The following is a 14,563-nucleotide window of genomic DNA, read 5'->3' as shown; positions in this document are numbered from 1 at the left end:
ACTATATGGAGAGCTTTGCTAAATAATCATAATGCTCACCTTCCAAAATTAATTTAGATTCTAGTCCATTGGCAAGAGCCGCATTTTGCAATGTATTATAATCTAAATAAAGCCAGTCTAAAGGAAGTTCTTTCTCTCCTTTATAAGAGATTTCAAAAATTAACTCACCATAATATTCGTTTTCAGAGTTAATCCATTTGCCTCCGTCTTCATCTTCATCAAACATATAGATGATATCGGAGCTGTCAATCAATATTTGGCCACCTGGCAAAAGCAAGGATTTTAGTTTTTCTAAGAATGCAGGTAGTTTTTTTAATTTCCCGCAAATACCTGTGCCATTCATTAAAAGTAAAATGGTATCATATTGCTCATTCTTTAGAGTCATGAAGTCTTGTACAGTTGCACTTTTTAGTCCTCTTAGTCTGCAAGCTTCAATAGCATTTTTCGAAATATCTATAGAAGTAACCTCTAACCCTTTTTCGCTTTGTAGGTACAGACTGTGACTGCCGGCGCCACAACCAATGTCGAGAACTTTTCCTTTAGCGATCTCCAAAGCCTTTTGTTCTATTTTGGGCATTTCGGCGAAAGTGCGAAATAAATATGAAACATCCATTTCGTCTTCTTCTGATATAGAGGTAGAAGTAATTAAATCTTCTGGGTGGTTATTGGTTTGAAAATCTAGTATTGCTCGGCCAAAAAGGTCTTTCATTATTTTTAATTTAAATTGTAAACTGCAAGGACTAAAAGTTGTTTAACTTTGTAGTGAAATTTAAAGCTTCAAATTTGAAACCACAATTAAACGAACTCGAAAAGTTAGCCAAAGATAAGCATATAGAGAATAAAAAATATTTTGATAAGCTTAAAAAAAGGACGCCAAAGAATTTAGATTATGTCATGCAGGATTTACATGATACCGAATTTAAAAAAACGAATTGTTTGGACTGCGCTAATTGCTGCAAAACTACCGGTCCGCTGTTTACTGATGCCGATGTTGAAAGAATAGCTAAATACCTCAAACAAAAACCACAGCAGTTTATAGAGCAATATTTACGTATTGATGAAGATAAGGATTATGTGTTGCAATCGGTTCCTTGTAATTTTTTAGATTCTGATAATAGTTGTTTCATTTACGATGTAAGGCCAAAAGCATGTAGAGAGTTTCCGCATACCGATAGGAAAAAGTTTCAGCAAATTACAGATCTTACACTTAAGAATTTACCTGTATGTCCTGCTGCTTATAATATTATCGAAGAGATGAAAAAAAAGTTGCCACTTTAATTAAAATAACCATGGTAGTATCTTGTGTATATTTGCCATTGTACAAATACATTTCAATTTGAATTTAGAATATTTTATTGCCAAAAGATTGGTAACTGCAAAAGATAACAAAAGCAGTATTTCTGCTCCTATTATAAAAATTGCTATTGCGGCGATAGCAATAGGAATGATTATGATGATCGTGTCAGTTGCTACGGGTGTTGGACTACAGCAAAAGATACGTGAAAAAGTTTCTGCCTTCAATGGTCATATCTTAATTTCAAATTTTGATAGTAACGAGTCTAATACTACCATTACACCAGTTTCTCTTAAACAGGACTTTTATCCAGATTTTAAATCAGTCGAAGGGATCAATCATGTTCAGGCAGTGGCAAGTAAGGCTGGAATTATTCGAACAGAAACTGCCTTTGAAGGAATAGTATATAAAGGAGTGGGGAAAGATTATAATTGGCATTATATAAAGGAATACTTGGTTTCGGGCAAACTACCTGATTATACTAACAAGTTGAATGAAGAAGTTGTTGTTTCACAATTTTTGGCAAATCGTCTTAATTTCAAAGTGGGTGATGCTTTTAATACCTTTTTCATGAAAGAAGGTCAGAACAAAATGCCTAATAGTCGTCGATTTAAGATAGTCGGCATTTTTAATTCAGGTTTTCAAGAATTTGACGCAACTTATATTATAGGTGATATTCGTCATATTCAACGAATCAATAAGTGGACACCAGGTCAAGTCGGAGCTTTTGAAGTCTTTGTAGATGACTTTAATCAGATAAACCAAAAAGGAGAAGAAGTTTATAAACAAATAGGGTCTACTTTAAATTCAAAAACGATTATAGAGAAATACAGTTATATTTTTGAATGGTTACAGTTGTTTGATTTCAATATCATCGTTATTTTAGTAGTTATGATTCTAGTCGCAACTATTAATATGGTTGTAGCACTTTTGGTTCTTATATTAGAACGCACTCAAATGATCGGAATATTAAAAGCGATTGGAGCCAGTAACTGGAGTGTTAGAAAAGTTTTTCTATACAACGCGACTTATCTAATATTTCGTGGATTGTTTTGGGGGAACTTAATTGGAATAGCGATACTACTAATTCAGCAGTATTTTGGAGTAATCAAACTCAATCCCGAGAATTATTATGTCAACGAAGCTCCTGTGTATATCAATATTGGTTATATAGTCACGTTGAACTTGCTTACAGTTGGGGTTTGCTTTGTAGTTTTGCTAATTCCGTCTTATATAATAACAAAAATATCACCTGTTAAAGCTATTCGATTTGATTAGAAGCTAATTCCCGCTTTCCGTTACAATCTTTCCTTCAAACGCCGTTTTTTCTAAGTTCAAAAAGGAGCTTCCTTTGGTCGCTCTTTTTAAACAAGAAAAAATCGGCGTTTTTCAGTCAAGAATTTCCACTTCAATTGGGGCTAAGAGTGGTGATTTGTTTTTTTTAGAGACATAATGGATGTTTTTAGATGTATTATTGCTTAGATTCAAGTGAGGGATGATTATATGCTAGTCTAAATCGGAAACTGAAATACTTTTAATAACTCCATTAAGTATTGGTTGTCGCTAAAGAAATCAATCAAAATACATTTAATAACACCGTAGATATTAAATATAGTAAGAAAGGCAAGTCTCAGAGTCTCTAAAGTGGAGTAGATATAATATATTATGACTATCCGCTACTTATACCAAAACAATAATGGCACGCAGATAAAACAGATTTTAGCCGATTTCTAAAGATAAAGATTGAGAAATCCGTACATATCTGTGTTTTCGCTTAAGCGAATCCGTTTCATCCGCGTACTATTTTCTAGTTTAGTCCGCAATGCGGACAGTCATATAATATATTATGTACCCCAAAGCTTCAAAATAGAAGTTAATAATAGGTTTAGTTGATAGAGAAGTGATTCAAAAGGCTTTTGTAATGCCGTTAGGCATTAGATATCGGTAGAAAATCAATTCGAAATCTCATTAAAGTGCCGTAGGTACGATATTGATATAGGTTCAAGACGAGAAATATCAGTAAGCCGTGTGTAGGAACGACTGAAAAACGGCCAATAATAAAATAGAGTACGGCTGAAACGAATCGTTAAACAACTCCAAAACCCTACAAAACTAAAAAACAGCAAATCTCAAATATCACTTTTCCAGCTCATTAAAAAAAAGATTAAAAAAAGGTTATTAAAAAGTATTGATTAACGGTAGAGACTCACTACTTTTGCACCCGCAACAACGATTACGTTCACTGACAGACTGACAAGCAAATGATATATAAAGAAGAAAATTTCTTCAAAAAAAAATATCAAATAAAGCTTGTGAGATTAGAATTTACGTTTTACATTTGCACCCCGCAAAACGATGAAAGTTCCTTGAGATACTGGTAAGAAAGAATAAAGAGATTAGGAATAAAATTCTAAAAAAAAACTTTAAATTTTTCTTGCGAGAAACAAAAGAGTTTTCTACTTTTGCACCCGCTTCGAGAAACATGTTTAACATGACAACGAAACGGAAAAACAAGATAAGAACACGTTCCTAGACATATTGAATTGACAGCCGCTTTAACAGAGATGTTAGAGCACAAGAATAAGAGTAATAGAATCGAGAGATTCGAATAATAACCGATAGAAACTGAGTCGACAATTAATAGTTTGAATTTATTCAAACGCACAATATACGATGAAGAGTTTGATCCTGGCTCAGGATGAACGCTAGCGGCAGGCTTAACACATGCAAGTCGAGGGGTATAGGTTTTCGGACCTAGAGACCGGCGCACGGGTGCGTAACGCGTATGCAATCTACCTTTCACAGAGGGATAGCCCAGAGAAATTTGGATTAATACCTCATAGTATAATGACTCGGCATCGAGACATTATTAAAGTCACAACGGTGAAAGATGAGCATGCGTCCCATTAGTTAGTTGGTAAGGTAACGGCTTACCAAGACTACGATGGGTAGGGGTCCTGAGAGGGAGATCCCCCACACTGGTACTGAGACACGGACCAGACTCCTACGGGAGGCAGCAGTGAGGAATATTGGACAATGGGCGCAAGCCTGATCCAGCCATGCCGCGTGCAGGATGAAGCATCTATGGTGTGTAAACTGCTTTTGTACGAGAAGAAACACTAGTTCGTGAACTAGCTTGACGGTATCGTAAGAATAAGGACCGGCTAACTCCGTGCCAGCAGCCGCGGTAATACGGAGGGTCCAAGCGTTATCCGGAATCATTGGGTTTAAAGGGTCCGTAGGCGGCCTTATAAGTCAGTGGTGAAATCTCCCGGCTCAACCGGGAAATGGCCATTGATACTGTAGGGCTTGAATTATTAGGAAGTAACTAGAATATGTAGTGTAGCGGTGAAATGCTTAGAGATTACATGGAATACCAATTGCGAAGGCAGGTTACTACTAATATATTGACGCTGATGGACGAAAGCGTGGGTAGCGAACAGGATTAGATACCCTGGTAGTCCACGCCGTAAACGATGGATACTAGCTGTTGGAAGCAATTTCAGTGGCTAAGCGAAAGTGATAAGTATCCCACCTGGGGAGTACGAACGCAAGTTTGAAACTCAAAGGAATTGACGGGGGCCCGCACAAGCGGTGGAGCATGTGGTTTAATTCGATGATACGCGAGGAACCTTACCAAGGCTTAAATGTAGATTGACCGGTTTGGAAACAGACTTTTCGCAAGACAATTTACAAGGTGCTGCATGGTTGTCGTCAGCTCGTGCCGTGAGGTGTCAGGTTAAGTCCTATAACGAGCGCAACCCCTGTTGTTAGTTGCCAGCGAGTCATGTCGGGAACTCTAACAAGACTGCCAGTGTAAACTGTGAGGAAGGTGGGGATGACGTCAAATCATCACGGCCCTTACGCCTTGGGCTACACACGTGCTACAATGGACGGTACAGAGAGCAGCCACTATGCAAATAGGAGCGAATCTACAAAACCGTTCTCAGTTCGGATCGGAGTCTGCAACTCGACTCCGTGAAGCTGGAATCGCTAGTAATCGGATATCAGCCATGATCCGGTGAATACGTTCCCGGGCCTTGTACACACCGCCCGTCAAGCCATGGAAGCTGGGGGTGCCTGAAGTCGGTGACCGCAAGGAGCTGCCTAGGGTAAAACTGGTAACTAGGGCTAAGTCGTAACAAGGTAGCCGTACCGGAAGGTGCGGCTGGAACACCTCCTTTCTAGAGCCTTAGTGTTAGCTTATTAATAAGCACGGTAGGGAAAAAGACGAAGAATCTAAAGGATTTAGAATATTAAGAATTTATTACTCTTGCTGTTAATTTAAAAAAATTGAATAAAATTTAAGTTAAAGATAAACGATTTAAGATTATGTAAATTAGATTATTGATAAAGGGTTTAAAAATCTGAAATCAAGACTCGTTAATCATAAATCCCAAATCACCTTGTCTCGTAGCTCAGCTGGTTAGAGTACTACACTGATAATGTAGGGGTCGACAGTTCGAGTCTGTCCGAGACAACTAATTTAAAGTTATAAGTTATTAAATATAATTTATAAGTTTAAAAAAACTTAAAGGAAATTTTAGAAGTTGAGAATGTATGAGATATGAATTCATAACTCAAAACTAATAACTCATACTTAAAAAAATGGGGAATTAGCTCAGCTGGCTAGAGCACCTGCCTTGCACGCAGGGGGTCAACGGTTCGACTCCGTTATTCTCCACTATCTATCTACGAAAGTAGAAAGAAAAAGTTCATTGACATATTGAGATAAGAAAAATATTAAAAGTAGAAAGCGTTTTTTACTATTAATAGTAAAAGACAAACAAAAACGGTCTTAATTAATTTTAAGATTGGTACAATAAGCAAAATAAGGGCGTATGGGGGATGCCTTGGCTCTCAGAGGCGATGAAAGGCGTGATAAGCTGCGAAAAGCTACGGGGACGGGCACACACCGATTGATCCGTAGATACCTGAATGGGGCAACCCACTAGATTGAAGATCTAGTACACCGATAGGTGGGCAAACCCGCTGAACTGAAACATCTAAGTAGGCGGAGGAGAAGAAAACAAAAGTGATTCCGTAAGTAGTGGCGAGCGAACGCGGATTAGCCCAAACCAATGTTGTTACGGCAATGTTGGGGTTGTAGGACCACGACATTTTATGTATGAAGAATTAGAATTTACTGGAAAGTAAAGCCAAAGAAGGTGATAGCCCTGTATAAGTAATGAATATAATAGATAGTGGTATCCTGAGTAGGGCGGGACACGAGAAATCCTGTCTGAATTTGGCGGGACCATCCGCTAAGGCTAAATACTCCTGAGAGACCGATAGTGAACCAGTACCGTGAGGGAAAGGTGAAAAGAACCGTGAATAACGGAGTGAAATAGATCCTGAAACCATACGCTTACAAGCGGTCGGAGCCCTTTCGTGGGGTGACGGCGTGCCTTTTGCATAATGAGCCTACGAGTTAACGTTGCTGGCAAGGATAAGTGGTTAAGCCACGGATCCGTAGCGAAAGCGAGTCTGAATAGGGCGCTTTAGTCAGTAGTGTTAGACGCGAAACCGTGTGATCTACCCATGGACAGGTTGAAGCTTTGTTAACCCAAAGTGGAGGACCGAACCCGTTGACGTTGAAAAGTCTTGGGATGATCTGTGGGTAGGGGTGAAAGGCCAATCAAACTCGGAAATAGCTCGTACTCCCCGAAATGCATTTAGGTGCAGCGTTAGTTATAAAGTTATATAGAGGTAGAGCTACTGATTGGATGCGGGGGCTTCACCGCCTACCAATTCCTGACAAACTCCGAATGCTATATAATGTTCACTAACAGTGAGGGCTTGGGTGCTAAGGTCCAAGTCCGAGAGGGAAAGAACCCAGACCATCAGCTAAGGTCCCCAAATATATACTAAGTTGAAAGAACGAGGTTTGTCTGCATAGACAGCTAGGATGTTGGCTTGGAAGCAGCCATTCATTTAAAGAGTGCGTAACAGCTCACTAGTCGAGCGGACGAGCATGGATAATAATCGGGCATAAGTATATTACCGAAGCTATGGATTTACAATTTATTGTAAGTGGTAGGGGAGCATTCTAACAGGGTTGAAGGTGTATCGTAAGGTATGCTGGACTAGTTAGAAAAGAAAATGTAGGCATAAGTAACGATAATGCGGGCGAGAAACCCGCACACCGAAAGACTAAGGTTTCCACAGCTATGCTAATCAGCTGTGGGTTAGTCGGGACCTAAGGCGAACCCGAAAGGGACAGTCGATGGACAACGGGTTAATATTCCCGTACTACTGTTAACTGTGATGGGGTGACGGAGTGATGAAAGTGCCGCGAACTGACGGAATAGTTCGTTGAAGTACCTACCTATAAGCTGCGCAGGCAAATCCACGCGGCTTGGGGAAATACGATAGTACTCGGCGTCTTCGGACAAAGAGATAGTGCACCTAAGGGCTTCCAAGAAAAACCTCTAAACTTCAGGTTAATAGTACCCGTACCGCAAACCGACACAGGTAGTCGAGATGAGAATTCTAAGGTGCTCGAGAGATTCATGGCTAAGGAATTAGGCAAAATAGACCCGTAACTTCGGGAGAAGGGTCGCCAGCAGCAATGCTGGCCGCAGTGAAGAGGTCCAGGCGACTGTTTATCAAAAACACAGGGCTCTGCAAAATCGTAAGATGAAGTATAGGGCCTGACACCTGCCCGGTGCTGGAAGGTTAAGTGGAGATGTTATTCGCAAGAAGAAGCATTGAAATGAAGCCCCAGTAAACGGCGGCCGTAACTATAACGGTCCTAAGGTAGCGAAATTCCTTGTCGGGTAAGTTCCGACCTGCACGAATGGTGTAACGATCTGGACACTGTCTCAGCCATGAGCTCGGTGAAATTGTAGTAACGGTGAAGATGCCGTTTACCCGCAGTGGGACGAAAAGACCCTGTGCACCTTTACTATAGCTTAGTATTGACTTTGGACAAATGATGTGTAGGATAGGTTGGAGACTGTGAAGTGGCGTCGCTAGGCGTTGTGGAGTCATTGTTGAAATACAACCCTTTGTTTGTCTGAAGCCTAACTCCGCTATGCGGAGGACATTGCTTGGTGGGTAGTTTGACTGGGGTGGTCGCCTCCAAAAGAGTAACGGAGGCTTCTAAAGGTTCCCTCAGTACGCTTGGTAACCGTGCGTAGAGTGCAATGGCATAAGGGAGCTTGACTGAGAGACATACAGGTCGATCAGGTACGAAAGTAGAGCATAGTGATCCGGTGGTTCCGCATGGAAGGGCCATCGCTCAAAGGATAAAAGGTACGCCGGGGATAACAGGCTGATCTCCCCCAAGAGCTCATATCGACGGGGGGGTTTGGCACCTCGATGTCGGCTCGTCACATCCTGGGGCTGGAGAAGGTCCCAAGGGTTGGGCTGTTCGCCCATTAAAGTGGCACGCGAGCTGGGTTCAGAACGTCGTGAGACAGTTCGGTCTCTATCTACTGTGGGCGCAAGAAATTTGAATGGATCTGATTCTAGTACGAGAGGACCGAATTGGACAAACCTCTAGTGTATCTGTTGTCACGCCAGTGGCACCGCAGAGTAGCTACGTTTGGAAGGGATAAGCGCTGAAAGCATATAAGCGCGAAACCCACCATAAGATGAGATTTCTTTTAAGGATCGTGGGAGATGACCACGTTGATAGGCTATAGATGTAAAGGCAGTAATGTCATAGTCGAGTAGTACTAATAATCCGTAAGCTTATGTACACCCTTTCCAGTGCACGAAAGTGCACTGGGGAAACTTTCTAATAAATACTTTTTTCTTTATCTCAGTATGTTAAGATATTATGTAATGTTGATTAGCTAAAAGCTAGTTTACCCATTGCAAAACGACCTTAAGGTGGTTATTGCGGCGGGGCTCACCTCTTCCCATCCCGAACAGAGTAGTTAAGCCCGCCTGCGCAGATGGTACTGCAGTTATGTGGGAGAGTATGTCGTCGCCTTTCTTTATCCTGAATTATTTCAGGATCTTTAAAAACCCTTATCCTAATTGGATAAGGGTTTTTTGCTTTATATCTATCCCGTCCTGAAATAGCGATACACAAAAAGGATCAAGAACAAAAGTTGGGGATTAGGCAAATAATTTAGTTAATCTAAAGAGAAAGAAATCCACTTTTCGTACTCCTCTAAATTGATTTCTGAATGTTTTGGACATGCTAACTTAGGATCACAGAAACTTAAGATATAATTTGGCTTTTTATCATAACTATGTATTTTAATTGTGTCTTTTCAGTTCACACAGTTAATGAAACACTACTTTAATTATAATTTTGTATTATTAATCCTAATTTGTTTTTTAGATCTAAATAATTATTTACAGATTTACACTTGTGTTCTTATTTAATTGTGATGTTATTAACATATTTCTGTTAGTATTTAATGATGTTTTTTTAACTGAGCATTCTTTTTAGTAAAAATATTTTTTTACTTTTAGTAAAATAATTACTTTTTACTAAAATAAATTACTTTTTATGAAAAAAAAAATACTTATTGTCTTCTTAATATATTTATTTTTAGGTGAACAATTAGCCGCTAAGAAGTTAATTAATGACTTTTCTAGTTCTGTGTTTAATAATGAGATGGCTTTACAATCTAAAGTATTGGACACTGTTAAAAAAAAGAATATTACTGCCAAATCGGTTGGTATAAAAGCAATAATTCCTCCGCCACTAACCACTCCTGGAAGTGCTTGTAAAGATGCTTCTCAGGCTACGGTACAAGTTTTCCTTAACGCTTCTGGAGGTAGTGGAGATGTTATAGAATGGTACGCCAGTCAAACTTCCTCTGCTATCTTGCATACAGGAGGTATTTATGCTCCATTAGTGGGATCTACTACTACTTATTATGTGCGGACACGTTCGGGTGCTGATTTTAGTATTCGGGTTCCTGTTGTTGCTTCTGTTTATGTAAATCCTCCGGCAGTTACTTTGTCAATGTCGCCGAATGCAAGTCCTATTTGCCAAGGTACTAAAATAGATTTTACAGCTACTGGTGGTGGAAATTATTATGAATTTTCAGTTGATGGAATTGTTAAACAGGCAATGTCAACTAGTAATACTTTTTCTACTAGTGATTTAACTAATGGTCAAACAGTTAAAGTTCGTTCTAGGTATGGTGTTGTGTATGATGGTTTAATTACTGATGCCGCATGGGGTACGGGAGCTTTGGAAGATAATTTTATGTCTGCAGCACTGTCACCTAATGCAATTGATGGTTATGTTAATTCAATCAAAATAAGTGCTACTGAGGATGAGTTAGTTTTTGGTATCTCAGGTAAGTTAGGCGGTGATAAAAGTATGTTGTTGTTTTTGGATACTAAACCTGGAGGTTTTAATATCGCTAATTATGGAGACGAACCTATTACGCCTCAGTTGGTAAAAGGATTTAATTATTTCAACAATAATAATCCATATAACATTTTTGATTCTTATTTTTTTCCGGATTATTGTATAGCAATACAATCTAATGATGGTGGAGCTACCTATTTTGCGGATGTTATAGAGTTGAAATTGGGTACATCTACAAAAGTTACATTAACTGGACTACCTAATAGTCTCTTTGGCTTTAATTCTGGAAATACTGGTATTAACGATTATAATTTAGGTTTCGAAGTTGGGGTGTTAAAGACTCTTGTTGGGTACACTGTGGGAGATATTAAATTTTTTGCGCTTACGATGCAGGATGATATTGTAACCAATTCATTTTTAAGCCCAGAAACATTGAAAACAGGTGATTATGGTGTTGGATTCGTGGATTATAATAATGAAAGTCCTAATCCTGTAGTTGTTTCGGGAGATGCTTTAAAGCCTTGTTATAAAGAATCTAGTTTGCAAATGAACTTTGTAGATAAGCCGACCACAGCAACAGTAGGTCCTAATCAAAATAATTGTACTTTAATTAGTTCTTCTTTGGGAGGAAATACTCCAACAGTGGGTAGTGGAAAATGGACATTTAAATCGGGTCCTGGAGCTGTCATTTTCAGTAATGATACAAGTGGAAGTTCATCAGCATCGGTTAGTATTGAAGGACAATATGTGTTTACTTGGACGATATCTAATAGTGTTTGCCCTTCTTCTTTTGCTGATATTATTGTAGATTTTAATAATCCATTGCCGACTCCAACAGTAAGCAGTGTAACGCAGCCATCTTGTGGTGATGCTAATGGTAGTTTTACTATTACAAATTACAATTCTAGTTATACTTATACTGCTACACCATCTACTAGTGTTACTATAACAGGAAATACTATATCTGCACCTATGGGTAGTTATACAATCAAAGCTGTAAAAGGGATATGTTCTTCCTCTTCGTCTACAAGTTCGACTATAAACAGTCCTCCGGTAACTCCAGACCAGCCATTAACAGGTAATGTTACACAACCAACATGTACTGTTGCTACTGGAAGTTTTACCATTTCGAATTACAATAGTGGTTATACTTATTCAGCTAGTCCGTCAGCAGGTGTTACATTCTCAGGAAGTACAGTGACTGCTCCAGCAGGAAGTTATACAATTACGGCAACATTAGGAGTTTGTTCTTCCATACCTTCATCAAGTAAGGTTGTCAATGTTCAACCAGTAACGCCTCCTCAGCCAACCATTAGTTCATTAGTTCAGCCAAGTTGTACTGTTTCTACAGGAAGTTTTACAATTTCAAATCATAGTAATACTTATACTTATACGGTAGTACCAACTGCAGGAGTAACCATGTCAGGAAGTTCAGTTACAGCGCCTTCTGGAACTTATACGGTAACGGCTACTTTAGGAGCTTGTTTTTCTTCAACAACTGTTATAATAAATACTCAGCCAGTGACTCCAGACCAGCCATTAACAGGTAGTGTTACACAACCAACATGTACTGTTGCTACTGGAAGTTTTACCATTTCGAATTACAATAGTGGTTATGCTTATTCAGCTAGTCCGTCAGCAGGTGTTACATTCTCAGGAAGTACAGTGACTGCTCCGGCAGGAAGTTATACAATTACGGCAACATTAGGAGTTTGTTCTTCTATACCTTCATCAAGTAAGGTTGTCAATGTTCAACCAGTAACACCTCCTCAGCCAACCATTAGTTCATTAGTTCAACCAAGTTGTACTGTTTCTACAGGAAGTTTTACAATTTCAAATCATAGTAATACTTATACTTATACGGTAGTACCAACTGCAGGAGTAACCATGTCAGGAAGTTCAATTACAGCGCCTTCTGGAACTTATACGGTAACGGCTACTTTAGGAGCTTGTTTTTCTTCAACAACTGTTATAATAAATACTCAGCCAGTGACTCCAGTCCAGCCATTAACAGGTAGTGTTACACAACCAACATGTACTGTTGCTACTGGAAGTTTTACCATTTCGAATTACAATAGTGGTTATACTTATTCAGCTAGTCCGTCAGCAGGTGTTACATTCTCAGGAAGTACAGTGACTGCTCCGGCAGGAAGTTATACAATTACGGCAACATTAGGAGTTTGTTCTTCTATACCTTCATCAAGTAAGGTTGTCAATGTTCAACCAGTAACACCTCCTCAGCCAACCATTAGTTCATTAGTTCAACCAAGTTGTACTGTTTCTACAGGAAGTTTTACAATTTCAAATCATAGTAATACTTATACTTATACGGTAGTACCAACTGCAGGAGTAACCATGTCAGGAAGTTCAGTTACAGCGCCTTCTGGAACTTATACGGTAACGGCTACTATAGGAGCTTGTTTTTCTTCAACAACTGTTATAATAAATACTCAGCCAGTGACTCCAGTCCAGCCATTAACAGGTAGTGTTACACAACCAACATGTACTGTTGCTACTGGAAGTTTTACCATTTCGAATTACAATAGTGGTTATGCTTATTCAGCTAGTCCGTCAGCAGGTGTTACATTCTCAGGAAGTACAGTGACTGCTCCGGCAGGAAGTTATACAATTACGGCAACATTAGGAGTTTGTTCTTCTATACCTTCATCAAGTAAGGTTGTCAATGTTCAACCAGTAACACCTCCTCAGCCAACCATTAGTTCATTAGTTCAACCAAGTTGTACTGTTTCTACAGGAAGTTTTACAATTTCAAATCATAGTAATACTTATACTTATACGGTAGTACCAACTGCAGGAGTAACCATGTCAGGAAGTTCAGTTACAGCGCCTTCTGGAACTTATACGGTAACGGCTACTTTAGGAGCTTGTTTTTCTTCAACAACTGTTATAATAAATACTCAGCCAGTGACTCCAGACCAGCCATTAACAGGTAGTGTTACACAACCAACATGTACTGTTGCTACTGGAAGTTTTACCATTTCGAATTACAATAGTGGTTATACTTATTCAGCTAGTCCATCAGCAGGTGTTACATTCACAGGAAGTACAGTGACTGCTCCAGCAGGAAGTTATACAATTACGGCAACGTTGGGGGCTTGTTCTTCTATACCTTCATCAAGTAAGGTTGTCAATGTTCAACCAGTAACACCTCCTCAGCCAACCATTAGTTCATTAGTTCAGCCAAGTTGTATTTCTTCATCAGGAAGCTTTAAGATTTCCAATTATAGCGCATCTTATTCCTATACAATAAGCCCTTCAACTGGGGTCGTAAGGTCTGTGGATATGGTTACTGCGCCTGCTGGAACTTATACCGTAACAGCTACATTAGGGACTTGTACTTCTTCTGCAAGTATTACAGTTAATCCAATTCCGCCACAAATTCAATTTGAAACAAAAGGGAATTGTGTAGATAAAGATTATGTAGTAACTGCTAGTCCGCTGAATAATTCATATGATACAAATACTGTAGATTATGAATGGAGAGATAATTTGAATAATATTGTTGGTACAAATTCTGACGAGTTAAATGTTACTAATGTTGTGAACTCAATGGTTGGAATAGTAAGTTATCCGTTAACTTTTACATTGAAGGTTAGCTCAAGTACTACTCAGTGTGCAACAACTAATAATGTAGTAATTGAATCTGTTTTCTGCAACATCCAAAAAGGTATTTCACCAGACGGAAATGGGTCTAATGATTTCTTAGATTTAAAAGTAATGGATGTTAAATATCTTCAAATATTTGACAGATACGGAATACGTGTATTTGATCAACATAATTACAAAGATCAGTGGAAAGGACAGTCAAATAAAGGAGAAGAATTACCAAGTGCAACCTATTATTATGTGATTGATTTTAATACAGGGAAATCAAAAACAGGTTGGATATATCTAATTAGATAACGGAGAATTAAACAGATTTATGTCAATTCTAACAATTGACAAAATGAAAAAACAAATAG

Annotated in this window: 4 protein-coding genes, 2 tRNA genes and 3 rRNA genes; 8 read left to right on the top strand and 1 reads right to left on the bottom strand. The window is 38.9% G+C overall.

The genetic code is table 11. The features are described 5' to 3' along the window. Position 1: 1 nt before the first annotated feature. Positions 2–709 (bottom strand): class I SAM-dependent methyltransferase, encoded by a 708-nt coding sequence (locus ABZP37_RS01520; protein ID WP_366185028.1) that lies wholly within the window; start codon positions 707–709, stop codon positions 2–4. Between the two features lie 74 nt (positions 710–783). On the opposite strand from ABZP37_RS01520, the gene ABZP37_RS01515 reads away from it, so the two are divergent. The 8 genes from ABZP37_RS01515 (at position 784) to ABZP37_RS01480 (ending at position 14,504) form a co-directional block, all read left to right on the top strand. Continuing rightward, positions 784–1,278 (top strand): YkgJ family cysteine cluster protein, encoded by a 495-nt coding sequence (locus ABZP37_RS01515; RefSeq protein WP_366185026.1) that lies wholly within the window; start codon positions 784–786, stop codon positions 1,276–1,278. A 58-nt stretch (positions 1,279–1,336) separates the two neighbouring features. Continuing rightward, positions 1,337–2,572: an FtsX-like permease family protein gene (locus ABZP37_RS01510; protein WP_366185025.1), complete on the top strand. Its 1,236-nt coding sequence runs from the start codon at positions 1,337–1,339 to the stop codon at positions 2,570–2,572. A gap of 1,392 nt (positions 2,573–3,964) precedes the next feature. Next, a 16S ribosomal RNA gene (locus tag ABZP37_RS01505) occupies positions 3,965–5,478 on the top strand. Between the two features lie 223 nt (positions 5,479–5,701). Then, positions 5,702–5,775, top strand: a tRNA-Ile gene (locus tag ABZP37_RS01500). Between the two features lie 129 nt (positions 5,776–5,904). Next, positions 5,905–5,978: transfer RNA gene (locus tag ABZP37_RS01495), tRNA-Ala, on the top strand. Positions 5,979–6,114: 136 nt separating this feature from the next. Next, positions 6,115–9,000 (top strand): 23S ribosomal RNA (locus ABZP37_RS01490). A gap of 129 nt (positions 9,001–9,129) precedes the next feature. Beyond that, a 5S ribosomal RNA gene (rrf, locus tag ABZP37_RS01485) occupies positions 9,130–9,239 on the top strand. Together the 16S, 23S and 5S rRNA genes with 2 tRNA genes alongside form the textbook arrangement of a ribosomal RNA operon. Positions 9,240–9,764: 525 nt before the next feature. Beyond that, entirely contained in the window at positions 9,765–14,504 is a 4,740-nt protein-coding gene (locus ABZP37_RS01480; protein ID WP_366185023.1) for a gliding motility-associated C-terminal domain-containing protein, read from the top strand. Positions 14,505–14,563: the final 59 nt, after the last annotated feature.

Source organism: Flavobacterium ovatum (assembly GCF_040703125.1).
Lineage (GTDB): Bacteria > Bacteroidota > Bacteroidia > Flavobacteriales > Flavobacteriaceae > Flavobacterium > Flavobacterium ovatum.
This window is presented reverse-complemented; position numbering and strand designations above follow the sequence as displayed.